Raw genomic sequence first — 23,800 nt, 5'->3', positions numbered from 1 at the left:
GGCGATCAACTGCTCTTCCATCTCCAGCGTAAAAGGTACGCCGGAATCCAGGCGCCACGTGCTTTGGTTGTAGCAGCCGCGACACTGATGTTCGCAGCCCGCGACAAACAGCGTGCAGCGCGTGCCGGGCCCGTTAACGATATCGACCGGATAATAGCCGTGGATGCGCATCATCCCAGTTTTCCTGTCTCCAGATGTTTAACGCGCCGCTGCACTTCTTCCTGTTTACCGGCGTTAAACGGACGCGCATCCGGGCTGCCGAGATAGCCGCACACGCGGCGCGTCACCGACACGCGCGCTGGATCGTGATTACCGCAGCATGGGCAGGTGAACCCTTTGCTGGTGCAACTGAACTCGCCGCTAAAGCCGCATTCGTAGCACTCATCAATCGGCGTGTTGGTGCCGTAATAGGGCACGCGGTGATAGCTGTAATCCCAGACGTCTTCGAGCGCTTTGAGGTTGTGCTGTATGTTGGGATATTCGCCGTAACAGATGAATCCGCCGTTAGCGATGGCGGGATAGGGCGCTTCAAAGTCGATCTTGTCGTAAGGATTGACCTTCTTCTCCACGTCGAGATGGAAGCTGTTGGTGTAATACCCTTTGTCGGTCACGCCTGCCACCACGCCAAATTCGGCGGCATCGAGGCGACAGAAGCGGTCGCACAAATTCTCGCTCGGCGTGCTGTACAAGCTGAAGCCGTAGCCGGTTTCCGCTTTCCAGGCATCCACCGCGTTACGCAGATGGGTGACAATCGTCACGCCTTTTGCCCGCAGGTATTCGGCGTCATACGGATGTAATTCGTTGCCGCTCAGCGCATTCAGCGTCTCATGCAGGCCGATATAGCCAAGGGAAATCGAGGCGCGGCCGTTGCGGAAAATGGTGCCCACTTCGTCATCCGCTTTTAGCCGCACGCCACAGGCACCTTCCATATACAGAATCGGCGCCACGCGCGCTTTGGTTTTTTCCAGCCGGGCGATACGCGTCATTAAGGCCCGTTTCGCCAGCGCCAGACGTTCATCCAGCAAGCGCCAGAACTGCGCTTCATCGCCTTTGGCTTGCAGCGCGATACGCGGCAGATTGAGGCTGATGACGCCGATATTGTTGCGGCCTTCGTGAATCTGCTCGCCGTTCTCCTCGTAGACGCCAAGGAAACTGCGGCAGCCCATCGGCGTTTTAAACGAGCCGGTCACTTCCACCACTTTTTCGTAGTTAAGGATATCCGGATACATGCGTTTGCTGGCGCACTCCAGCGCCAGCTGTTTGATATCGTAGTTAACTTCGCCAGGCCGACGATTCACGCCTTCACGGATAGCAAACACCAGTTTCGGGAACACCGCCGTTTTATGATTTTTACCCAGTCCGGCAATGCGGTTGCGCAGAATGGATTGCTGAATCAGGCGCGCCGCCCAGTCGGTGCCGAGGCCAAAGCCAAAGGTGACAAACGGCGTCTGGCCATTGGCGGTGTGCAGCGTGTTCACTTCATACTCCAGCGACTGAAACGCGTCGTAGCACTCTTTCTCGGTCCGCACGCGCGCATAGGCTTCGGCATCGGGAATTTGCCACTGTTGCGCCACCGCGCGGTGTTTCTCCAGGCTGAGCGTGACGAACGGCGCCAGTACTTCATCAATGCGGTTGATGGTGGTGCCGCCATAAATGTGGCTGGCGACCTGCGCGATGATCTGCGCGGTCACCGCCGTGGCGGTGGCGATCGATTTGGGCGGCTCGATCTCGGCATTACCCATCTTGAAACCGTGGGTCAGCATGCCGTGCAGATCGATCAGCATGCAGTTAAACATCGGGAAGAACGGGGAATAGTCGAGATCGTGATAGTGGATGTCGCCGCGCTCATGCGCCAGCACCACATCGCGTGGCAACAGTTGCTGCTGAGCGTAATGTTTAGCGACGATGCCGGCCAGCAGGTCGCGCTGGGTGGGGATCACTTTGCTGTCTTTATTGGCGTTTTCGTTGAGCAGCGCGGCGTTGGTTTGCTCCACTAAACCGCGAATGGCGTGATGCAGTTTACCGCGTTGCTCGCGTGCTAAATCGCGGTCATGGCGATATTCGATATAGGCGCGTGCCAGCTGCGGCCAGCGTCCGCTCATCAGCGTCTCTTCCACCGCGCACTGAATATCACGAATATCCACTTCGGCCTGTTCAGCCAGCTGCTGGCTAACCTGCGCCGCCACTTGCGCGCACCATGCCGTATCATTGATTTGTGCCGCACGCGCGGCCGCGCTTACTGCTGCCTCGATCCGCTGTGCATCAAACGGCACTCTGCAGCCGTCACGCTTAATCACCACCGTCGCCATTTCTTCTCCATGAAACTATATGTAGATAATTTTAAGGAGTGTAATCGCTATATATGGTGTTTACGCGCAAATTAATCGCAGGCGGTTTGACCTACAGCAAGGAAGCCACAACCAAGATTGAAAGCCGCGCAATGGTTAATCTGGCTAAACTACAAAAGTTTTAACCTGCCTTGATTTCAGTTTACGGCCACTTGCTTTGCAAAGCGAAACAGGTTTAATGGGCCTTTTGCCCATTTTGGTCCGCTGTTTCATTTACAAGGATGCCCAGATGCTATTGCAGAGAACCTTGCTTGCCTGTTGTTTATCCATGACTTTTTCCACCTTCGCCGCGCCCGCCGGAGATTTACCGCTGATGCCGTGGCCACAAAGCGTGGTGCAACCAAGCGGCTGCGGGGCGTATGCGTTAACGCCGCAGCTCACCTTGCATATCTCGGGCGATCATCTGGAAGGTGCTGAATCGCGCTGGCGTGCGCGCATTGCGCGGCAAACCGGCTGGCCGCTGCTGCCAGCCAGCGCATCCAGCGATCATCCCAGCATTCAGGTGCAAATCGCGCAGGCGGTTGATCCGATTCCGCAGCCGGACAGCGACGAAAGTTATCATCTGCTGGTTAACAGCGACGGCGTATTACTGAAAGCCAACACGCGCTTTGGTGCGATGCGCGGCATGGAAACCGTGCTGCAGCTGATTGAAAACACGGAAAAAGGCACCGAAATTCCCTACGTCACCATTGACGATAAACCGCGCTTTCCGTGGCGCGGTGTGTTGATTGATTCGGCGCGCCACTTCCTGCCGATTGAAACCGTGAAGCGGCAAATCGACGGCATCGCCGCTGCGCGTATGAATGTGTTTCACTGGCACTTAACTGACGATCAAGGTTGGCGTTTTGCCTCCAGCCACTATCCGCAGCTGCAGGAGAAAGCCAGCGACGGCTTGTACTATACGCAGCAGCAGATGCGGGATGTGGTGCGCTATGCCACGCAGCGCGGCGTGCGCGTGGTACCGGAAATCGATCTGCCTGGTCATGCCTCGGCGATCGCGGTGGCGATGCCGGAGCTGATGAGCGAGCCGGGCCCGTATCAGATGGAACGCGGCTGGGGCGTGTTTAAGCCGCTGCTCGATCCCAGCAACGACGCGGTGTTCCGCTTTATCGACACCTTAATGGGCGAAGTCACGGCGATCTTCCCCGATCCCTACATTCACATCGGCGGCGATGAGGTCGATCCAACTCAGTGGAATGATTCCACGCGCATTCAGCAATTTATGCGCGACCACGGCCTGAAAGATTCGCATGCGCTGCAAGCCTGGTTTAACCAGCGCGTTGAGAAAATCCTCGAAGCGCATCAGCGCCGCATGATCGGTTGGGATGAGGTTTACCATCCTGATCTGCCAAAAAGCATTCTGATTCAATCGTGGCAAGGACAGGATGCGTTGGGCACCGTGGCGAAAAACGACTTCCGTGGCATTCTCTCCACCGGTTTCTATCTCGATCAGCCGCAAACCGCCGCCTATCACTATCGCAATGAACCCTGGCCGCAAGGGCTTAACGGTGCGGATCAGGTGCAAGCCGGTGAGCAGACGCAGAGCTGGCAATTCACCATGCCGCGTCTGAAAGGCAGCGCGCTGAAAGGCAGCTTTACGCTGATTGAGGGGAAAAACGGCTGGCGCGGCTTTATCGATTTCAGCGGCAAAGCACGTCGCATGGTCAGCGATATCCGCTGGCTGTCGCCAACGCAGCTGACCTTCAGCGTCGATACGTGGATGGGGCCGTTCCAGCCGATGGTGACGCTGACGCAAGACAAGCTGACCGGTTATATGCTGGTGGGCAACGTGCGTTATCCCACGGAAGGCAGCAAACTGGCACAAGTGCCAACTGGTATTGCGCCATCGCTGCCGACGCCGCAACAGCTGCAAAACAACCTGATTGGCGGTGAAGCAGCGCTGTGGGCGGAGAACGTTAATAGCCGGGTGATTGATACACGCCTGTGGCCGCGCGCCTTTGTGGTGGCTGAGCGGTTATGGTCGGCGAAGGATGTCACCGACAGCGATAACATGTATCAACGCCTGAGCGCGGTGGATCGCTGGGGCACTATTTCTGTCGGTTTGCAGCAGCATCAGCAGGCTGAAGTGCAGATGATGCGACTGGCGAACAGCAGCGACATCACGCCGTTACGTATATTGGCTGAAGTGCTGGAACCGGCGCAGTACTACACGCGTCAGCATCTGAAATTCCAGGCGGGTCATTACGACTATTTTGAACCGCTCAATCGTTTGGCGGATGTGCTACCTGCCGAGAGCAACGCGGTGCGTTTGCTGGATAAGCAGGTTGATCGCGTGATCGCCAATCGCGCCGATCATGCGGCGGCGCATGCTATTCGTCAGCAACTGCAGCGCTGGCAGAACAACAGCGATGCGGTGATGCCACTGATTCTGGGTAGCTATCAGCTCAAGCCGCTACAGCAGCAGGTGCAGCAAGTGGCGGAACTGAGTCGGATGGGGCTGGATTTGGTCAACGCGCTGGAGCGTAATCAGGCGTATGGCGCAGGCGAAGTGGTGCAGATGCATACGCAACTGGATGCCGCAGCGCAGGTGCAGGATGAAACGGTGCTGGCGCTGGTGCGGCCGCTGGAGAAGTTGTTGCGATCGTTTAAATAGGTATTGTGCTGGCTGTCCCCCATCCCGGCCTTCCCCCGCTTGCGGGGGAAGGAGATGCTGCCACATGCAGCTTCAACACTGACATTTTGCAGCATCTTCCTCCCCCATTTATGGGGGAGGACCGAGGAGGGGGACAGCCAGCACCAACCAAATCAACGACGAACCGCAATCGCCTCGATCTCAATCTTCACATCTTTCGGCAGACGCGCCACTTCCACGCAAGAACGCGCAGGGAAGCTGGCGTTGTGCTCGGTGAAGAACGCTTCGTAAGTTGCGTTCACCGTGGCGAAGTCATTCAGATCCTTCACAAACACGGTAGTTTTCACGATATCGCCTACTTTCAGGCCTGCGGCCTCGACAATCGCCTTCACATTTTCCAGTGACTGACGTGCCTGCGCAGAAACATCGTCGGCAACGGCGCCAGTGGCGGGATCAACCGGGATCTGGCCTGACGTGATGATCATACTGCCGAGATCCACGCCCTGCACGTAAGGGCCAATCGCTGCGGGTGCGTTTGAAGTACTGATTTCGCGAGACATTGTTTCTCCTTGAAAGTGCGCGGCCGACCGATGTCCGCCGCGAAATGAATCGTCCCATTATAGGGACGACGCAGGCGATTACCAGTGACCGAGCACCACGTGGCGCGCGAACTCTTTCTCGCAGTATTTGCACTTCAGATGAACATCATCTTCGCGCTTTTTCACCGCAAAGCTGGTGAACACCGGCTCGTTGCGGCTGATGCAGTTGCTGTTCGGACAGGTCAGCACGCGGTCAATACGATCCGGCAAGGTGGGGGCGATCTTCGCGACCACTTCGTATTCGTCAATGCGGTTCACAGTCGCGAGCGGCGCATACACCGCCAGCTGATTGATCTGATCGTCGGTCAGAAAAGTGTTTTCGATTTTGATCAGATCTTTGCGGCCCATCTCGCCCGACGGCAAGTTGAGGCCGATGGTGATGCGCTGATCGGTTTCGGTCAGACGAAACAGCGACAGTAACTTAAAGCCGACCTGCGCCGGGATATGGTCAATCACCGTGCCGCGTTTAATCGCTTCAACCTGCAATTTATTATCGTGTGTCATCGCTTTGCTCCTTACAGTGCCAGTTCGCGATTCAGTACCAGCGCCAGCAGTGCCTGGCGAGCGAAGATGCCATTTCCAGCCTGCTGAAAATACCAGGCGTGCGGCGTGCTATCCACGTCGGTGGTGATCTCGTCGATACGCGGCAGCGGATGCAGCACTTTCATGTTGTCGCGCGCACCGGCTAAATCGGCGGCGCGCAGGATGAACTGTGCTTTGACGTTGGCGTATTCCGACGGATCGAGGCGCTCTTTCTGCACGCGCGTCATATACAGAATGTCGAGTTCGGGCATCACTTCTTCGATGGTGTCGTGGCGCGACCAGGCAATGTTCTGCTCATCCAGCATATCGGTGATATACGACGGCATCGCCAGCGCATCCGGCGCGATAAAGAAGAAGCGGTTGCCATCAAACTTCGCCAGCGCCTGCGTCAGTGAATGCACGGTGCGGCCATATTTCAGATCGCCGACCATCGCCACATTCAGGTTATCGAGGCGATTTTGCGTTTCGCGGATGGTGAAGAGATCGAGCAGCGTTTGCGTCGGATGCTGGTTGGCACCGTCACCGGCGTTGAGAATCGGAATGCCGCCGGAGAATTCCGTCGCCAGACGCGCCGCGCCTTCCTGCGGATGACGCATCACGATGGCATCGACGTAAGTACCAATCACCGAAATGGTATCGGCGAGGGTTTCGCCTTTCTTGCCGAGCGAGGTATTGCTGCCATCGGCGAAGCCCACCACCGATGCGCCGAGACGATGCATCGCGGTTTCAAACGACAAGCGCGTGCGCGTTGAAGCCTCAAAGAAGCAGCTGGCGATCACGTTGTGTTTCAGCAACTCCGGCTGGGGATTGGCTTTCAACTGGGCGGCGGTGTGCAGCACCAGCTCCAGCTCGTCGCGGTTGAGATCGTTGATGGAAATAATGTGCTTGCGATATAGCGGGTTGGCCATAGCGTTCTCCTCTGCGCTGCCGGATTGCGGACAAAAAAAAGCCCCTGCTTAAGGGGCTTTTTTTACGATCGATTGATGACGGAAAGAAACAGATGCGCCGCCCGCTGTCAGGCGTCGTTGAGCGTCAAATTGTGCGCTGCGCTGTTGCATGTTTCCTCCGGCAAATTGGGCCGCATTATACGCATTCACTGATTTGCATCAAGCAAATATCGCGCGCGAGGTAAACGTTTGCGGCGCGACCAATCATAGCTTGCCGAGTGTCGCCACCATCACCGCTTTAATGGTGTGCATGCGGTTTTCAGCCTGATCGAACACGATGCTTTGCGCCGATTCAAACACCTCATTACTCACTTCCATGCCATCCTGCAAACCGTACTGCTCGGCCATTTGCCGGCCCAGCGTGGTTTTGTCGTCATGGAAGGCCGGCAAGCAGTGCAGGAACTTCACCTGCGGGTTGCCGGTCAGTGCCAGCATCGCGCTGTTCACCTGATAAGGACGCAGCAGGGCGATGCGATCTTCCCACACCGATTTGGCTTCGCCCATCGACACCCACACATCCGTGTAGATGAAGTCGGCACCTTGCACGCCTTCGGCGATCTCTTCGGTCAGGGTGATTTTGCCACCGGTTTGCTGCGCGGCCACGCGGCATTGATCCACCAGTTCCGCTTCTGGCCAGCAGCCTTTTGGCGCCACCAAACGCAGATCCAGGCCGACCAGCGCAGCGGCTTCCAGCATGCTGTTACCCATGTTGTTGCGCGCATCGCCGACGTAAACCAGCGTCATTGCATTCAGCGATTTGCCTGGCAGATGTTCCTGCATCGTCAGCAGATCGGCCAGCAGCTGCGTGGGATGGAATTCAGTCGTCAGGCCGTTCCACACCGGCACGCCAGCAAATTCCGCTAATGTTTCCACCAGTTCCTGACCGTAGCCGCGATATTGAATACCGTCATACATGCGTCCCAGCACGCGCGCGGTATCTTTCATCGACTCTTTATGGCCGATTTGGCTGCCGCTTGGGCCGAGATAAGTAACGTTAGCGCCCTGATCGTAAGCGGCAACTTCGAAAGAGCATCGGGTACGAGTCGAGTCTTTTTCGAAGATGAGCGCGATGTTTTTGCCTTTCAGGTATTGCGTTTCGCTGGCATTTTTCTTTGCGTGTTTTAATTCACCTGCCAGGCTCAGCAGAGAATCGATTTCGGCTGGGGTGAAATCCAGCAATCTCAGGAAATGTCTTTGATGTAGCTGACTCATACAGCGCTCCGGGTGCCCACATTAAAATGAATTAAAATTCAATCTAACCGTATGAATATGCATTTTCAACCCCAGCGTTAAGAAACTTGTTGTTTTGTGTAGTGGCGCGCGAGGCAGTGTGGGAAAATAATGGTATTCAGCCGAATATTTGAGGACACACCCATGGCATATGAAGCATTGCTGGAAGAACAGCGCGAAGAGACGCGACTGATCATTGAAGAGCTGCTGGAAGACGGCAGCGATCCAGATGCGCTTTACACTATTGAGCATCATCTCTCCTGCAACAACTTCGACTCGCTGGAGAAGGTCGCGGTTGATGCCTTCAAACTGGGCTACGAAGTGAGCGAGCCAGAAGAGCTGGAGCTGGAAGACGGTACCACCGTGATGTGTGTGGATATCCTGAGCGAAGGCGCGTTGAAGCCTGAGTTGATTGATGCGCAGGTTGAGCAACTGGTTAATCTGGCAGGCAGCTACAACGTCGATTACGACGGTTGGGGCACCTACTTTGAAGATCCTGATGCTGAAGATGAAGACGACGATGGCGAGTTCATCGACGACGAAGAAGACAACGGTGTGCGTCACTAAGCATTAATGGGCGGCGCTCGCCGCCCTGAAACGTTTCCCCGTAAGACAAAAGACTGCCCATGAATTACGCTCCGCTATTAGAACCAATCTATCAATTCCTGCATTGCCGCACGCCACAAGCGTGGATTGATGAAGCGCGCAAGCCGGAAAATCTGACGTTGTTGCTCACCGATCACATGGTTTGTGAATTAAAGGCCGCGCAAACGGCGGTGTTTATCATCCGTAAATACGTGGCGGATAAGCCGAGTGGTGATGCCATTCTGGCGTGGCTCAAGCCGTATGAAGATTTTATCTACCGCGACGAGCAGGACAGTAACTTCATCAATGCCCACAAGAATCTGACCAAAAGCATTATCGTGCGCAACGAACTGCCGTGGGCTGATGATCTGGTGGAGATGATGGTGCTGCTGGTGAAAGAGGAGCTGCATCACTTCTATCAGGTGTGGGAAATCATGCAGTCGCGCGGTTTGCCGTATCGCAAAATCACCGCCAGCCGCTATGCCAAAGGGTTGATTCGCGAAATTCGCACTTACGAGCCGGAAGCGCTGGTGGATAAGCTGATTTGCGGGGCGTACATCGAAGCACGTTCCTGCGAGCGTTTCGCCAGCCTGGCGCCGTATCTGGATGAGCAGCTGGAGAAGTTCTATATCTCGCTGCTGCGCTCAGAAGCGCGTCACTATCAGGATTACCTGAAGCTGGCGCAGCAGATTTCGTCGAAGGACATTGCGCCGCGGGTGCAGGTTTTTGGTGAAACAGAAGCGCGCTTAATCAGTGAGCCGGATGGCGAGTTACGCTTTCATAGTGGGGTGCCGGGGGTTTAGGTTTGTGCGCGCTGTCCCCCTCCTCGGTCCTCCCCCATAAATGGGGGAGGAAGATGCTGCCACATGCCAGTGATGAAGCTGCATGTGGCAGCATCTCCTTCCCCCGCTTGCGGGGGAAGGCCGGGATGGGGGGCAGCGAGCACATCACAGCCAGCAATCAAATCACAACACCTTCAGCATCCGCACTTCACAATCCACATGCCCGGTACAACCCATCGCGCTATCAATCAGCTCAAACCCCAATGACTCATACAACTTAATCGCACGCGTCAAACTGCCGGTGGTTTCCAGATAGCAGCGCTGAAAACCCCGTTGACGGGCAAATTCCATGGCGCGCAGCGCCAAATCGCGCGCCAACCCTAAGCCGCGCACCTGCGGCAGGAAATACATCTTCTGCAGCTCGCAGATATCCGGCGCGCTGCAGGCCAGCGGAGCAACGCCGCCGCCGCCCACCACCACACCGTCATGTTCCACAATCCAGTAGGCGCTGTTGGCTTCGCTGTAGAGTTCGAACAGGCGATCGAGATGGGGATCGGACACGGTGTAGCCTTTGTCCGCCGTCAGGCCAAATTCTGCTGACACATCACGGATCACCTGTGCGATCAGCGCGTTATCGGCAGCGGTAATGGGGCGCACCTTTAAATTGATGGAGGCGTCGGTGGTCATCATTATCTTCCGGTATAAAAAAGCCGGGCAGTGCCCGGCTTCGATTAAGCAGTTGGACTGAAGCGCTTACAATGCCGCAATCACGCCCTGCTGTTCAAACAGTTTTGCTTTTGATTGCTCAAGCTCAGCCACGCGCTCACGCTCTTTCGCGACAACCGCTTCCGGCGCACGTGACACGAAGCCTTCATTGGCCAGCTTGGTCTGGATCTTCTCGATTTCGACATCAAGTTTCACCAGCTCTTTCGCCAGACGCTCCAGCTCGGCTTCTTTGTTGACCAGATCCGCCATCGGGATCAGCAACTCAGCGCCTTCAACAATCTTGGTGACCGAAACCGGGCCTTTCTCGCCTGCAGGCAGAATGGTTAGGCTTTCCAGACGCGCCAGACGCGACAGGAAGGTGCGGTTCTCTTCTACGCGACGCTGAGCGGCGGCAGAGCAGTCACGCAGCAACACGTCGAGCGGCTTGCTTGGTGCAATGTTCATCTCAGCACGGATGTTACGCACCGCAACGATCGCCTGCTTCATCCACTCGATATCGGCCTGCGCCTCGGCATCCTCTTTCGCCGCTTCATACTGCGGGAACGGCTGCAGCATGATGGTATCGTGGTCGATGTTTTTCAGGCCTTTCACACGCTGCCAGATGGTTTCGGTGATGTAAGGAATGATTGGATGCGCCAGACGCAGCAGCGCTTCCAGCACGGTAACCAGCGTATTACGCGTACCGCGCAGTTCCGCTTCGCTACCGCTGGTCATCACCGGCTTGGTCAGCTCCAGATACCAGTCACAGAACTGGTTCCAGGTGAAGTCGTACAGAATGTTGGCCGCGATATCAAAGCGATAGCTATCCAGCGCTTCGCGATAAGCTTTCACGCTGCGGTTGAATTCGCTCAGGATCCAGCGATCCGCCAGCGACAGCTTCATTTCGCCGCCGTTTTGGCCGCAATCCTGCTCTTCGGTATTCATCAGCACGAAGCGGCTGGCGTTCCACAGCTTGTTACAGAAGTTGCGGTAACCTTCGAGGCGCTTCATATCCCAGTTGATATCACGACCGGTAGACGCCAGCGCGGCGAGGGTAAAGCGCAGCGCATCGGTACCTGAAGGCACGATGCCGTCCGGGAATTGCTTCTCGGTACGTTTGCGGATTTTCTCAGCCAGCTGCGGCTGCATCATGTTGCCGGTACGTTTCTCCAACAGATCTTCCAGCGAAATGCCGTCAATCATATCCAGCGGATCGATGACGTTGCCTTTCGACTTGGACATCTTCTGGCCTTCTTCATCACGGATCAAACCGGTCATGTAGACGGTTTTGAACGGCACTTGTGGCTTGCCGTTTTCATCTTTGATGAAGTGCATGGTCAGCATGATCATGCGCGCAATCCAGAAGAAGATGATGTCGAAGCCGCTCACCAACACGCTGGTTGGATGGAAGGTACGCAGCGCTTCGGTGTTCTCTGGCCAGCCCAGCGTCGAGAAGGTCCACAGACCGGACGAGAACCAGGTGTCCAGCACGTCGTCGTCCTGGCGCAGCGCCACGTCGGCGGCCAGATTGTTTTCCTGACGCACTTCATCTTCGGTGCGGCCAACGTAGACGTTGCCGTCGTTGTCGTACCATGCTGGGATGCGATGTCCCCACCACAGCTGACGTGAAATACACCAATCCTGAATGTCGCGCATCCATGAGAAGTACATATTTTCGTACTGCTTCGGCACAAACTGGATGTCGCCGTTTTCTACCGCTTCAACGGCGACTTTCGCCAGCGGTGCGGTGCGCACATACCATTGGTCGGTCAGCATTGGCTCGATCACCACGCCGCCGCGATCGCCGTAAGGCACGGTCAGGTCGTGCGGTTTGATCTCTTCCAGCAGGCCGATCTCATCAACGGCAGCAACAATCGCTTTACGCGCGGCGAAACGCTCCATCTTCTGGAACTGTGCCGGGATGTCGTCGGCGCACTCGTCGCTGACTTCGCCATTGGTGTCGAACACTTCCGCGCGCTCGCGGATGTCGCCATCAAAGGTCAGAATGTTGATCATCGGCAGCTTATGACGACGACCCACTTCGTAGTCGTTGAAGTCATGCGCTGGGGTGATCTTAACGCAGCCGGTGCCTTTTTCCATGTCAGCGTGTTCGTCGCCAACGATCGGAATACGACGATTCACCAGCGGCAGGATCAGCTCTTTGCCGATCAGATCTTTATAGCGTGGATCTTCCGGGTTAACCGCGACGCCGGTATCGCCCAGCAGGGTTTCCGGACGCGTGGTCGCCACCACCAGATAATCTTTGCCTTCCGCGGTTTTCACGCCGTCAGCCAGCGGATAGCGGATGTGCCACATCGAGCCTTTGCTCTCGCGGTTTTCCACTTCCAAATCGGAGATGGCGGTACGCAGTTTTGGATCCCAGTTCACCAGGCGCTTGCCACGGTAAATCAGGTTCTCTTTGTACAGGCGCACAAACACTTCGCGCACTGCGTTGGACAGACCTTCATCCATGGTGAAGCGCTCGCGCTCCCAGTCAACCGAGTTGCCGAGACGACGCATCTGGCGCGTAATGGTGCCGCCAGATTCCGCTTTCCACTGCCAGATTTTGTCGATGAACGCATCGCGGCCGTAATCCTGGCGCGTTTTGCCCTCTTCAGCGGCGATTTTACGTTCTACCACCATCTGCGTGGCGATACCGGCGTGATCGGTACCGGCCTGCCACAAGGTATTTTTACCCTGCATGCGCTGGTAGCGAATCATGGTATCCATGATGGTCTGCTGGAAAGCGTGACCCATATGCAAGCTGCCGGTGACATTCGGCGGCGGGATCATGATGCAAAAGCTTTCCTGGCTGGTATCGCCATTCGGTTTAAAGTAGCCCTGCTGTTCCCAGTGCTCGTAGAGCGGCTGCTCGATATCTTGCGGGTTATATGTCTTTTCCATTTCTACACTGTCGTTTGCGGCGAGGGTGGCGTCGCCGTATTCAATTGGAAACCAACGCTGCGATAGGCTTTATAGCGATCGCGCGCCAGTTGTTTTAGGGATTCTTCATAAGGAACGAAGTCTATCACTTCATGGAAACCAGTAGCAAAATCTGCGAACTGTGGCAGAAGGCTGATCAGCAGATCGCGCGGTGAACTGCCGCGACGCTGTGGCCAGGCCAGCTCAACCGGTGCGCCGTAGCGCGGGCCTTCACCGGCCAGGTTGTGCGGCACAAAGGCGTTGGCCGGGAGCTGCCAGAGCGCTTCATCCAGCCGATTGGCTTGTTCTTCGTTTTCGCAGGCAATCAGGATGCGTTTGCCGTCACGCCAGCGTGTTTCGGCAAGAGAGCATACCAATGCTTCGATGGCGGTTAGGCCGTCGCTGGCGCTCTCAGACTCCATCACATAGAAAGTGGCGTTTTTCATGGGATCCTTTGGATGAGAAGGGGGGTGCTTGGTGCTTGCTGTCCCCCACCTCGGTCCTCCCCCACAAGTGGGGGAGGAAGATGCTGCCCTATGTTAGTTGTGAATTCGCATGTAGCAGCGTCTCCTTCCCCCCACTTGTGGGGGAAGGCCGGGATGGGGGACAACCATCACCAAATCAATCGTCGCCGTTCAACCCTGCGCGATTCAGCAGGAACTGCGACAGCAGCGGTACTGGACGACCGGTTGCGCCTTTGGCTTTACCGGAACGCCATGCGGTACCGGCGATATCCAGGTGCGCCCAGTTAAACTTACGTGCAAAGCGCGCGAGGAAGCAGGCCGCCGTAATTGCACCGCCAGGACGGCCGCCAATGTTCGCCATATCAGCAAAATTGGATTCCAGCTGCTCCTGATACTCATCCGCCATCGGCAGACGCCAGGCGCGGTCGCCAGACTGCTCAGATGCGCTGATCAGCTCATGCGCCAGCGGATTGTGGTTCGACATCAAACCGCTGACATGATGTCCCAGCGCAATCACGCAGGCGCCGGTCAGCGTGGCGACGTCAATCACCACTTCTGGCTCGAAGCGTTCAACGTAGGTCAGCGCATCGCACAGCACCAGACGGCCTTCGGCATCGGTATTTAGCACTTCAACGGTTTGGCCTGACATAGTGGTTAACACGTCACCCGGACGCATTGATTTGCCATCTGGCATGTTTTCACAGCCCACCAGCACGCCCACCACGTTCAGCGGCAGATTCAGTTCTGCCACCATGCGCATTACGCCGTACACCGACGCCGCGCCGCACATGTCGTACTTCATCTCATCCATCGCGTCGGCGGGTTTGATCGAGATACCGCCGGAATCGAAGGTTAAGCCTTTGCCGACCAGCACAATTGGACGTGCTTCCGGATCGTTGTTGCCTTTGTACTCAATCACCGACATCAGCGATTCATTGTGGGAACCGGCGCCGACCGCCAGATAGGCGTTCATCCCCAGTTCTTTCATCTGCTGTTCGCCGATGACGCGGGTTGTTACATTTTTGCTGTACGCATCCGCCAGCTGACGCGCCTGCGACGCCAGATACGCGGCGTTACAAATATTTGGCGGCATATTGCTGAGGTCTTTTGCGGCTTTCACACCGGCAGCCACAGCCAAACCGTGCTGAATAGCACGTTCGCCGCTGGTGAGTTCACGGCGGGTCGGCACGTTGAACACCAGCTTACGCAGCGGACGGCGCGGCTCGACTTTGTTGCTTTTCAGCTGATCAAAGTTATAGAGCGCTTCTTTCGAGGTTTCGACCGCCTGACGCACTTTCCAGTAGGTATTGCGGCCTTTCACGTGCAGTTCAGTCAGGAAGCACACGGCTTCCATCGAGCCGGTATCATTCAAGGTATTGATTGTCTTTTGAATCACCTGCTTGTACTGGCGCTCATCCAGCTCGCGCTCTTTACCGCAGCCGATCAGCAGGATGCGTTCGGAGAGGATATTTGGCACATGGTGCAGCAGCAGCGTTTGGCCCACTTTTCCTTCCAGTTCACCGCGGCGCAGCAGGGCGCTGATGTAGCCATCGCTGATTTTATCCAGCTGCTCAGCAATGGGTGACAAACGGCGCGGTTCGAAAACGCCAACAACAATGCAGGCGCTACGCTGTTTTTCCGGGCTACCGCTTTTTACACTGAACTCCATGCACTCTCCTGAATCTTAAAGACAACGGCCTAAGCTGTCGTTAGAATGTAGCGCGCTCGTAACTCATTAATTCGTTACGACGCCATGACAATTCAACGCCGGTAGTCATAATGAGTGGTGGTGACAAGTATGTTGTTTTTTCACCACGCTAACGCGTTCGTCATACTATTTTAGCTACGATGACGGCCATTGATGAAGAAAAATGGCTGATAAGCGTTGAAACTAGCGATTTTCCTGCAAAAAGACAAGTTATCACAGGCGTACTAAGCGTGATCATCATTAGATATCTGGTTCGGGAAACGCTCAAAAGCCAGCTGGCTATCCTCTTCATCCTGCTACTTATCTTCTTTTGCCAGAAGTTAGTGCGGATTTTGGGAGCTGCGGTGGATGGCGAAATTCCAACAAACTTAGTTCTGACATTGTTAGGACTTGGCGTGCCTGAAATGGCACAACTTATCCTGCCCCTAAGCCTGTTTCTGGCGATTTTAATGACCCTTGGGCGGCTGTACACCGAAAGTGAAATCACGGTGATGCATGCCTGCGGCTTGGGGAAAAGTGTGCTGATCAAAGCCGCGATGATCCTGATGCTGTTCACATCAATTGTGGCGGCGGTCAACGTCATTTGGTTAGGGCCATGGTCCTCACGTTATCAGCAGGAAGTGACGCAAAACGCCAAAGCCAACCCAGGCGCGGCGGCGCTGGCGGCTGGACAGTTCCAGACCTCCAGCGACGGCAATGCGGTACTGTTTGTTGAAAATGTGAAGGGCAACCATTTCGGTAACGTATTCCTGGCGCAGTTGCGTCCGAAAGGCAATGCGCGTCCATCGGTGGTGCTGGCTGATAGCGGCCACATGGAGCAGAAAAGAGATGGCTCGCAAGTGGTAACGCTGGACAAAGGCACGCGTTTTGAAGGCACCGCCTTGCTGCGTGACTTCCGCATTACCGACTTCGTCAACTATCAGGCGGTTATAGGCTACAAAGAGGCCACGCTCGATCCGAACGATGCCGATCAGGCGGATATCAGCACGCTGTTCCAGACCAAAACCCCGCAGTTCCAGGCGGAGTTACATTGGCGCTTAACGCTGGTGTTCGCGGTGCTGATTATGGCGCTGATGGTGGTGCCGCTCAGTGTGGTTAACCCGCGTCAGGGCCGTGTGCTGTCGATGCTGCCGGCCATGCTGCTGTACCTGATCTTCTTCTTGCTGCAGAGTTCTCTGCGCTCCAACGCCGCGAAAGGCCGCTTCGATCCGGCCATCTGGATGTGGGTGGTGAACTTCTCCTATCTGGCGCTGGCGGTGCTGCTGAACCTGTGGGATACCGTGCCGATGCGTCGCATCCGTGCGCGCTTTAGCCGTGGAGGATCGGTCTGATGTTTAAGGTTCTTGACCGCTATATTGGCAAAACCATCTTCAACACCATCATGCTGACGCTGTTCATGCTGGTGTCGCTGTCGGGCATTATCAAGTTCGTCGATCAGCTGCGTAAAACCGGGCAGGGCGCCTATACCGCGCTGGACGCCGGTTACTACACGCTGCTCAGCGTACCGAAGGATATTGAAATCTTCTTCCCGATGGCGGCGCTGCTGGGCGCATTGCTCGGTTTGGGCACGCTGGCGCAGCGTAGCGAACTGGTGGTGATGCAGGCATCGGGCTTCACCCGCATGCAGGTGGCGCTGGCGGTGATGAAAACGGCGATTCCGCTGGTGCTGTTAACCATGGCGGTGGGCGAATTTGTTGCGCCGCAGGGCGAACAGATGGCGCGTAACTACCGTGCACAGCAGCTTTACGGCGGCTCGCTGGTCTCGACGCAAAACGGTCTGTGGGCGAAGGATGGCAACGACTTCATCTACATCGAGCGCATCAAAGGTGATAACGAAATTGATGGCGTCAGCATCTACAAGTTCAGCGATCAGCGTCGTTTACTGAGTGTTCGCTATGCGGCGAGTGCCACCTGGAATGCGGATAAAAAGCTGTGGGCGCTGTCGCAGGTCGATGAATCGGATCTGCAAGACGCGAAACAGATTACCGGCTCGCAAACCCTGAGCGGCGAATGGAAAACCAACCTGACGCCCGATAAGCTCGGCGTGGTGGCGCTGGATCCGGACGCGCTGTCGATCACCGGCCTGTATAACTACAGCAAATACCTCAAGCAGAGCGGCCAGGTTTCAGGGCGCTACCAGCTGAATATGTGGAGCAAAATCTTCCAGCCGCTGTCAGTGGCGGTGATGATGTTGATGGCGCTGTCGTTTATCTTTGGTCCGCTGCGTAGCGTATCAATGGGCGTGCGCGTGGTGACGGGGATCAGTTTTGGCTTCCTGTTCTACGTGCTGGACCAGATCTTTGGTCCGCTGAGTCTGGTCTACGGTTTGCCGCCGATTCTGGGTGCGATTTTGCCAAGCGGCGCGTTCTTCGCCATCAGCTTGTTCCTGCTGATGAAACGCCGGTAATGTTGAGCGGTCGCCATAAATGGCGACCCTACAACACACATACACTCCGTAGGGTCGCCATTTATGGCGACCTTTTTAATGCAACTGCTCGATCCACCCCGGCACCTGCGACAACAAATACAAAATCAGCCCAATCGTCCCGCCAACCAGCGTGCCATTAATGCGGATAAACTGCAGGTCGCGGCCAATATTCAGCTCAATTTGCTGCGACATATCGCGCGCGTCCCAGCTTTTCACCGTATCGCTAATATGGCGCGTCAGGAAGGCAGCAAACTCCGGCGCCACGCTACGTGCAGCGTCTTCGAGATGCTGATTCATAGAAGCGCGCAGCGCTTCATCGGCCGAAAGGGTTTCACCCAGCCACAGTGCCGCCAGCCGGACGCGCTCCTGCACCCGCGAATCTTCGCTGTTCAGATCGTCTTTCAGCCAGCCACGTAAATCCTGCCACAGCTCGCCAATGTAGCGATTGAACGACTCATCTTCCTTCAGCCAGCTCTTGATGGTTTCGGCGCGTTCCGCCATCTCAGGATCGCTTTTCAACCGTTCAATCAGGCGCTGCACCGCGCGGTCAAAGCCGAGACGTAACTCATGTCCCTGGTCGAGCGCCACCTGATCGAGTATCGAATCCACCGCATTCGCCACCAAATCGGCGCTGTGCTCGCCCAGCCATTCGGTCGGCAGCATTTTGGCTTTGATCGGATGCTCGCGCTTCAGCCAGCGCACAATCTGCGCGGCGATAAACTCGCGTGTACCGGGCTTGTGCAGCAGGCGCAGCAGCTGTTGTACCGCCGCATCCAGCAGCTCCTGATGGCGATTATTTTTCGTCAGGCTATCCAGCAGCAGCGCGCTGGATTGGGTGAGATCGACCTTATCCAGCGCGCGATGCACTGCACGGCGCAGAAAACGCTGAATGCGTTGATCATCGGTGAGATCGAGAAAACCCCGCATCACCTGCAATAGATGGCGGCCAATGCGATCGGCGTTGCCCGGCGTGTTCAGCCACTGCGCCAGCATCTGCGAGGGATCGTGGCGGCGAATCAGCGCCAGCAGCGAATCGGTATCAAGGAATTTCTCCTGCACGAAGCGACCCAGATTCTCGCCAATGCGATCTTTGTTGCGCGGAATAATCGCCGTATGACGCGAGATAAACGGCACCGGCACGCGGCGGAACAGCGCCACCACCGCGAACCAGTCGGCTAATGCACCGACCATCGCCGCTTCGGCAATCGCCTTCAGCCCGAGTACCCAAAAGTTGGGGGGCAAAAACAGCGTTACCACAAAAGTCGCTGCCGCTATCAGCAGCAGCGACAGCGCCAGACGTTTGCTGCGCTTGAGTTGTTGAAATTTATCCATAGCTCCTTAAATACCCTAAATAATTCGAGTTGCAGGAAGACATGCAGCCAACGCACCTGCGGCTTGAAGTATGACGGGTATTAGCGACGACGTCCGCCAAGAAGGCTGCCAAGTACACCACGAATGATCTGATTGGTGACCTGGCGCGCGGCACTTTTTGCCACGCTCTGCACCACGCCGTCACGCTTGCCGCCGCGCGGGCCGGTGCTGCCGAACAAGATGTCCTTCAGGCCGCCGAGGATGCCATCATCGACGGCAACATTGTTGCCTTTGGCTTCCGGTGCATTGGCTTGCTGCGTGGTGGCCTGCACGCCTTTTTGCAGCATTTCGAATGCCGATTCACGATCCACTTCCGTGTCGTATTTACCGTACAGCGGCGAGTTGTTAATCAGGCCGTTACGTTCATCCTGGCTTACCGGCCCCATGCGCGAGCCGGGCGCAATCACCATCGCTCGCTGCACCATCGATGGACTGCCTTTTTCATCGAGGAAGGAGATCAGTGCTTCGCCAGTGCCGAGCGCCTGAATCGCCTCGACGGTATCAAACGCCGGATTGGCGCGCATGGTTTCGGCAGCGCTTTTTACCGCTTTCTGATCTTTCGGCGTAAAGGCGCGCAGCGCGTGCTGCACGCGGTTGCCGAGCTGGCCCAGCACGTTGTCGGGAATATCGGCGGGATTTTGCGTAACGAAATAGACGCCAACGCCTTTGGAGCGGATCAGGCGAATCACCTGTTCCACTTTCTCCAGCAGCACCGGCGGCGCATCGGTAAACAACAGATGCGCTTCGTCGAAGAAGAACACCATTTTCGGCTTATCGAGATCGCCAGCTTCGGGCAAGTGCTCATACAGCTCGGCCAGCAGCCACAGCAGGCTGGTGGCGTAAAGTTTCGGCATTTGATAGAGCTTTTCCGCCGAGAGGATGTTGATAAAGCCTTTGCCGTTGCTGTCGCAGCGCATCCAGTCGCGGATATCCAGCATCGGCTCGCCAAAGAAGTGCTCGGCACCTTGCTGCTCCAGCGCCAGCAATCCGCGCTGAATCGCCCCAACGGACGCGCTGTTGATATTGCCGTATTGCGTCTGGAAGGCCTTAGCGTTGTCGCCGATGTACTGCGTCATGGCGCGCAGATCTTTGAAATCCAGCAGCAACAAGCCCTGATCGTCGGCGATGCGGAAGATGATTTGCAGTACGCCCGATTGCACCTCATTGAGGTTGAGCAGACGCGCCAGCAGCAGCGGGCCGAGATCGGATACCGTGGCGCGCACCGGATGGCCTTGCTGACCAAAAATATCCCACACCATCACCGGATTTTTCTGCGCCTGCCAGTCGGTAACGCCAATCTTTGCCAGACGCGCCAGCAGCTTCTCCGAACCTTCACCCGCAGCGGAAATGCCAGTGAGATCGCCTTTCACATCGGCCATAAACACCGGCACGCCGATATCGGAGAAGGATTCCGCCAGCTTTTGCAGCGTGACGGTTTTGCCGGTGCCGGTAGCGCCGGTAATTAAACCGTGGCGGTTGGCCATGTTGGAGAGAAGATGCAGTTGAACGTCAGGCGTTTGGGCAATCAGTAACGGAGTGGTCATGATTTTTTCGCTCTCAGGCAATAGGTTATGCCTGAAAGGATAGCAAGCGGCGTGAGAGGAGAGAGGAGGATTGTGCCGAAAAAGGCGTAATTATGTGCCTGCTGTCCCCCATCCCGGCCTTCCCCCATTCATGGGGGAGGACCGAGGAGGGGGAATACGAGCACGATCTAAAACTACTTCTGCACCGTATCAAAAAACAGCAAACTCACGCCAATCCCTTGCTGCACATGATTCACGTTATTCCGCACCGCCACCTGCTGTGCGCCTTGCAGCGTCACCACGAACGGTGAGTTCTGTTGCACGGTTTTCTGCAACTCGGTATAGAGCGCGCGGCGCTTAGCGGCATCGCTTTCACCGGCTGCAGCGCGGGTTTTCACGCTCAGATCCGGAATATCCCAGCCGACGCGCCACGCCAGGGTTTTGGAACCGCCCGGCACGTTATACGCAAAGGCGCTGGCGTTGGTGTTTGGATCGACATAATCCGCGCCCCAGTAAATGAAGATCGACTGGAAATCGCGACCGCGCATTTTGCTCCACAGCTCCGATTCCGCCACCGGCTGCAGCTCAATCTGCACATCCGCTTTGGCAAAGCTGGCCTGCAGCGCCTGCGCCACGTCAATGTAGGGCGGCTGATTGATCACCGTCAGCGCAAACTTCGTCCCTGGCTTTATGCCGCCTTTGGCTAAAATCGCCTTGGCTTTCGCCACATCGTAGTGGAACGGCTGATCGTCCAGCGCGCCGTCAAAGCCCTGCGGCAGGAAGCTCTGATGAATGCGGTACTGACCTTTCAGCAAATCCTTCGAGATGGAATGGTAATCCACCAGCCAGCGCGCGGCTTGCCACAGCGCCGGATTGCCTAATGCCGGTTGCGCTTTGTCTTGGGTATTGAAACCGAGGTAGTAAACCAGGCTAGATGGGAAGGCTTCAATGCGAAGGTTCTTGTCACTCTTCAGCGCATCAATCTGGTCCGGGCCGAGCTGGTACGCCACATCGACATCGCCTTGCTGAATCAGCAAACGACGCGCACCGGCATCCGCCACGCCTTTCAGCAGAATGCGTTTCAGCTTCGGCTGCGGATTCGCTTGTGGGTTGGCGCTCAGCACCAGCGCCTGCTGCGGTACATATTGCTGAAGGATAAAGACGCCGCTGCCGGCGGAATGGGTATGCAGCCAGCCGTTGCCGAGATCGTTATTGGCGACGTGTTGCTGCACGGTTTTGCTATCTACTACCGAGGCCACCGGCGCGGTCAGCAGACGCAGCGCCAGGTTTTGACCAATCTGCGCTGGCCACTGAATCTCAAGCTGATGGTCATTCAGCACCTTAAACTGGCTGGCGATGTTTTCATGGGTCCAGCCAAATTCGGCGAGGATGAAAGAGGGCGCTTTGTTCAGCTGCACCGCGCGCGTCAGTGAGAAGATCACATCCTGCGCCGTCACCGGATTGCCGCTGGAGAAGTGTGCGTCGGGTTGGATGTTGAACACTAAGCTGTGCGGCGTGCTGCCTTGTTGCCAGTGGGTGGCCAGCAGCGGAGCCAGTTTCTGTGGATTATTACGATCCGCCTCCACTAACGTTTGGTAGATGTTGCGCTGCACGCTGTTACTGACGGTTTCGAAGCTTTCAGCGGGGTCGAAGCTAATAATGCCGTCGAGCGGGACGGCGACGACAAGGGTATCTTTCGGTGTGGCGGCGTGCAGTGCAAAGCTGCTGCCCCATAAAGCGACGAGTAAAATCAGTGAGCGCATTATTATTGTCCTGAGTGATAGATAAATTCACTCTATCTCTGCCGTCGCGTTGGCAAAATGCCGGTTTGTTCTGAGCTGTGCCGGAAAATAACAATTGATTACCTTGAGGTATTATTGCGTTTATTTTATGCGCGACTTGTCATTTTCGCGAAATAGATCGTTCATCTGCTGGTCAATAAAGTAAATAGGATGTTATAAATGAGAATAATTCTCTGGTATGGAAGTATGATTTTTTTTCATTGATTCATTTGTGCGATTATTTCTTCGCGCGATAATACCTGGTCAAATGCCCACTGATTAGTGCCAATATCCCATCAAATGTACGGTTAAAACCGTGTTTTTCGCCTCGAAAGCCTTTTACCAAGCCTTAACCTAAATTCAACATGATGATTGAATTTCATCAAAACACATCCCCAATTGAATTTTTACATTCAGAAATACCTATATCCCTAAGATTGCCAGGTTATTTACCGATTTATAAAGCCATTAACAAAAATAATTATCTTTCTTAGCAAGTGAGAGTCGTCGCGCCATGCTTCTAAATAAACCGACCACCAGACGTAAGTTTTTACTTGGGTCGCTTCTGGCTTTGCCATTAAGTGACCTGGTATTTAAGGGATTGACTGCGGCGCAAGCTGCGGAAATGGCAGCACCTGAGCTCGCCGACTATAAACCGATCTTTTTCAGTGCCGATGAGTGGCAATTTATTCTGGCCGCAGCCGATCGTCTGATTCCCGCCGGCGGCAAAGGTAAAGCGCCAGGTGCACTGGAAACCAACGTACCGATCTTTATCGATCAGCAGTTACACAGCCCGGAGTTTGGGGCAGAGATCTACATGCAAGGTCCTTTCAACGTGCATGCGCCTGCCACCATGGGTTATCAAATCCCGTTCACGCCACAGCAGATGTACCAAACCGGTATCAAGCTGGTGAATCAATGGACGCAAAGCAACTTCCAGAAACCGTTCCATGCGCTGTCACTGGAAGAGAAAGATGCGGTCCTCACCAAAGTGAACAAAAACGACGGTATCGACTTCGCCGCGCTGGGCGAAGAGAACCTGAAAGCCTCGCAGTTCTTCAGCCAGCTGCTCTCAGATACCAAACACGGCTACCTCGCTGACCCGATGTACGGCGGCAACAAAGGCATGAAAGCCTGGATTGCCATCGGCTTCCCGGGCGCACGCGCCAGCTTTACCGAATGGGTGAAGCAGCACAACGTGCCGTACCCGCTGGGACCGGTCAGCCTCTTGGGTGAAAGCGCGTAAGCACACCCCCGTTTTTGGTATGTGA

The 23,800-nt window shown here is 55.8% G+C and carries 19 protein-coding genes; 6 read left to right on the top strand and 13 right to left on the bottom strand.

Annotated elements, in window-relative coordinates; translation table 11 throughout:
• On the bottom strand, window positions 1–174 hold a 174-nt coding region (locus RTM06_RS07925), incomplete at its 3' end, for a 4Fe-4S cluster-binding domain-containing protein (protein WP_312181238.1).
• The gene (nrdD, locus tag RTM06_RS07920; RefSeq protein WP_312181209.1) at window positions 171–2,309 is read right to left on the bottom strand and encodes an anaerobic ribonucleoside-triphosphate reductase; all 2,139 of its coding nucleotides are present in this window, start codon (window positions 2,307–2,309) and stop codon (window positions 171–173) included. The genes nrdD and RTM06_RS07925, both read right to left, overlap by 4 nt.
• A 268-nt stretch (window positions 2,310–2,577) precedes the next feature.
• Here nrdD and RTM06_RS07915 point away from each other — a divergent pair, with 268 nt between their 5' ends.
• Complete coding sequence (locus RTM06_RS07915) at window positions 2,578–4,962, top strand: family 20 glycosylhydrolase (RefSeq protein ID WP_312181207.1); 2,385 nt, start codon at window positions 2,578–2,580, stop codon at window positions 4,960–4,962.
• Between the two features lie 152 nt (window positions 4,963–5,114).
• Here the strand turns inward: RTM06_RS07915 and ridA are convergent, their stop codons facing one another.
• The 4 genes from ridA to argF form a co-directional block, all read right to left on the bottom strand.
• A complete protein-coding gene (gene ridA, locus RTM06_RS07910) occupies window positions 5,115–5,501 on the bottom strand; it encodes a 2-iminobutanoate/2-iminopropanoate deaminase (protein WP_061718232.1) in 387 nt (128 codons plus the stop codon).
• A gap of 78 nt (window positions 5,502–5,579) precedes the next feature.
• A complete protein-coding gene (pyrI, locus tag RTM06_RS07905) occupies window positions 5,580–6,044 on the bottom strand; it encodes an aspartate carbamoyltransferase regulatory subunit (RefSeq protein ID WP_007886734.1) in 465 nt (154 codons plus the stop codon).
• A gap of 11 nt (window positions 6,045–6,055) precedes the next feature.
• Window positions 6,056–6,991 (bottom strand): aspartate carbamoyltransferase, encoded by a 936-nt coding sequence (gene pyrB / locus RTM06_RS07900; protein ID WP_008104258.1) that lies wholly within the window; start codon window positions 6,989–6,991, stop codon window positions 6,056–6,058.
• A gap of 243 nt (window positions 6,992–7,234) precedes the next feature.
• A complete protein-coding gene (gene argF, locus RTM06_RS07895) occupies window positions 7,235–8,242 on the bottom strand; it encodes an ornithine carbamoyltransferase (RefSeq protein WP_312181204.1) in 1,008 nt (335 codons plus the stop codon).
• Between the two features lie 162 nt (window positions 8,243–8,404).
• Between argF and rraB the strand changes: the two genes are divergently transcribed.
• Window positions 8,405–8,827: a ribonuclease E inhibitor RraB gene (gene rraB / locus RTM06_RS07890; protein WP_008104254.1), complete on the top strand. Its 423-nt coding sequence runs from the start codon at window positions 8,405–8,407 to the stop codon at window positions 8,825–8,827.
• 59 nt (window positions 8,828–8,886) lie between these two features.
• Complete coding sequence (gene miaE, locus RTM06_RS07885) at window positions 8,887–9,648, top strand: tRNA isopentenyl-2-thiomethyl-A-37 hydroxylase MiaE (protein ID WP_312181202.1); 762 nt, start codon at window positions 8,887–8,889, stop codon at window positions 9,646–9,648.
• A gap of 162 nt (window positions 9,649–9,810) precedes the next feature.
• Here miaE and RTM06_RS07880 read toward each other — a convergent pair whose 3' ends face one another.
• The 4 genes from RTM06_RS07880 to pepA form a co-directional block, all read right to left on the bottom strand.
• Window positions 9,811–10,314, bottom strand: a complete 504-nt coding sequence (locus tag RTM06_RS07880; RefSeq protein WP_312181236.1) for a GNAT family N-acetyltransferase — start codon at window positions 10,312–10,314, stop codon at window positions 9,811–9,813.
• A gap of 66 nt (window positions 10,315–10,380) precedes the next feature.
• Window positions 10,381–13,236: a valine--tRNA ligase gene (locus RTM06_RS07875; protein ID WP_154154416.1), complete on the bottom strand. Its 2,856-nt coding sequence runs from the start codon at window positions 13,234–13,236 to the stop codon at window positions 10,381–10,383.
• A 2-nt stretch (window positions 13,237–13,238) separates the two neighbouring features.
• Entirely contained in the window at window positions 13,239–13,700 is a 462-nt protein-coding gene (locus RTM06_RS07870; RefSeq protein ID WP_008104246.1) for a DNA polymerase III subunit chi, read from the bottom strand.
• 175 nt (window positions 13,701–13,875) lie between these two features.
• Window positions 13,876–15,387, bottom strand: coding sequence for a leucyl aminopeptidase (gene pepA / locus RTM06_RS07865; protein WP_256698304.1), 1,512 nt, complete (start codon window positions 15,385–15,387; stop codon window positions 13,876–13,878).
• Between the two features lie 269 nt (window positions 15,388–15,656).
• On the opposite strand from pepA, the gene lptF reads away from it, so the two are divergent.
• Window positions 15,657–16,757 carry an LPS export ABC transporter permease LptF gene (gene lptF / locus RTM06_RS07860; protein WP_256698305.1) on the top strand — a complete coding sequence of 367 codons (1,101 nt, stop codon included), beginning with the start codon at window positions 15,657–15,659 and terminating at the stop codon, window positions 16,755–16,757.
• The gene (gene lptG, locus RTM06_RS07855; protein ID WP_008104239.1) at window positions 16,757–17,833 is read left to right on the top strand and encodes an LPS export ABC transporter permease LptG; all 1,077 of its coding nucleotides are present in this window, start codon (window positions 16,757–16,759) and stop codon (window positions 17,831–17,833) included. Before lptF ends, lptG begins: the two co-directional genes overlap by 1 nt.
• Window positions 17,834–17,908: 75 nt before the next feature.
• On the opposite strand, the gene RTM06_RS07850 is transcribed toward lptG, so the two are convergent.
• From RTM06_RS07850 to RTM06_RS07840, 3 genes are all read right to left on the bottom strand, one after another.
• Complete coding sequence (locus tag RTM06_RS07850; protein ID WP_312181197.1) at window positions 17,909–19,186, bottom strand: DUF445 domain-containing protein; 1,278 nt, start codon at window positions 19,184–19,186, stop codon at window positions 17,909–17,911.
• A gap of 80 nt (window positions 19,187–19,266) precedes the next feature.
• Window positions 19,267–20,769: a helicase HerA-like C-terminal domain-containing protein gene (locus tag RTM06_RS07845; protein ID WP_179451911.1), complete on the bottom strand. Its 1,503-nt coding sequence runs from the start codon at window positions 20,767–20,769 to the stop codon at window positions 19,267–19,269.
• 173 nt (window positions 20,770–20,942) lie between these two features.
• Window positions 20,943–22,511, bottom strand: coding sequence for an ABC transporter substrate-binding protein (locus RTM06_RS07840; protein ID WP_312181194.1), 1,569 nt, complete (start codon window positions 22,509–22,511; stop codon window positions 20,943–20,945).
• Window positions 22,512–23,043: 532 nt separating this feature from the next.
• On the opposite strand from RTM06_RS07840, the gene RTM06_RS07835 reads away from it, so the two are divergent.
• Window positions 23,044–23,775, top strand: coding sequence for a gluconate 2-dehydrogenase subunit 3 family protein (locus RTM06_RS07835; RefSeq protein WP_256698309.1), 732 nt, complete (start codon window positions 23,044–23,046; stop codon window positions 23,773–23,775).
• Window positions 23,776–23,800 lie beyond the last annotated feature (25 nt).

Source organism: Pantoea sp. CTOTU46764, assembly GCF_031974595.1.
Lineage (GTDB): Bacteria > Pseudomonadota > Gammaproteobacteria > Enterobacterales > Enterobacteriaceae > Pantoea > Pantoea trifolii.
This window is presented reverse-complemented; position numbering and strand designations above follow the sequence as displayed.

Excerpts from the sequence above, each read along its gene's own strand:
- nrdD (WP_312181209.1), bottom strand. The coding sequence starts at position 2,309 with ATGGCGACGGTGGTGATTAAGCGTGACGGCTGCAGAGTGCCGTTTGAT.
- RTM06_RS07915 (WP_312181207.1), top strand. The coding sequence starts at position 2,578 with ATGCTATTGCAGAGAACCTTGCTTGCCTGTTGTTTATCCATGACTTTT.
- ridA (WP_061718232.1), bottom strand. The coding sequence starts at position 5,501 with ATGTCTCGCGAAATCAGTACTTCAAACGCACCCGCAGCGATTGGCCCT.
- pyrI (WP_007886734.1), bottom strand. The coding sequence starts at position 6,044 with ATGACACACGATAATAAATTGCAGGTTGAAGCGATTAAACGCGGCACG.
- pyrB (WP_008104258.1), bottom strand. The coding sequence starts at position 6,991 with ATGGCCAACCCGCTATATCGCAAGCACATTATTTCCATCAACGATCTC.
- argF (WP_312181204.1), bottom strand. The coding sequence starts at position 8,242 with ATGAGTCAGCTACATCAAAGACATTTCCTGAGATTGCTGGATTTCACC.
- rraB (WP_008104254.1), top strand. The coding sequence starts at position 8,405 with ATGGCATATGAAGCATTGCTGGAAGAACAGCGCGAAGAGACGCGACTG.
- miaE (WP_312181202.1), top strand. The coding sequence starts at position 8,887 with ATGAATTACGCTCCGCTATTAGAACCAATCTATCAATTCCTGCATTGC.
- RTM06_RS07880 (WP_312181236.1), bottom strand. The coding sequence starts at position 10,314 with ATGACCACCGACGCCTCCATCAATTTAAAGGTGCGCCCCATTACCGCT.
- RTM06_RS07875 (WP_154154416.1), bottom strand. The coding sequence starts at position 13,236 with ATGGAAAAGACATATAACCCGCAAGATATCGAGCAGCCGCTCTACGAG.
- RTM06_RS07870 (WP_008104246.1), bottom strand. The coding sequence starts at position 13,700 with ATGAAAAACGCCACTTTCTATGTGATGGAGTCTGAGAGCGCCAGCGAC.
- pepA (WP_256698304.1), bottom strand. The coding sequence starts at position 15,387 with ATGGAGTTCAGTGTAAAAAGCGGTAGCCCGGAAAAACAGCGTAGCGCC.
- lptG (WP_008104239.1), top strand. The coding sequence starts at position 16,757 with ATGTTTAAGGTTCTTGACCGCTATATTGGCAAAACCATCTTCAACACC.
- RTM06_RS07850 (WP_312181197.1), bottom strand. The coding sequence starts at position 19,186 with ATGGATAAATTTCAACAACTCAAGCGCAGCAAACGTCTGGCGCTGTCG.
- RTM06_RS07845 (WP_179451911.1), bottom strand. The coding sequence starts at position 20,769 with ATGACCACTCCGTTACTGATTGCCCAAACGCCTGACGTTCAACTGCAT.
- RTM06_RS07840 (WP_312181194.1), bottom strand. The coding sequence starts at position 22,511 with ATGCGCTCACTGATTTTACTCGTCGCTTTATGGGGCAGCAGCTTTGCA.
- RTM06_RS07835 (WP_256698309.1), top strand. The coding sequence starts at position 23,044 with ATGCTTCTAAATAAACCGACCACCAGACGTAAGTTTTTACTTGGGTCG.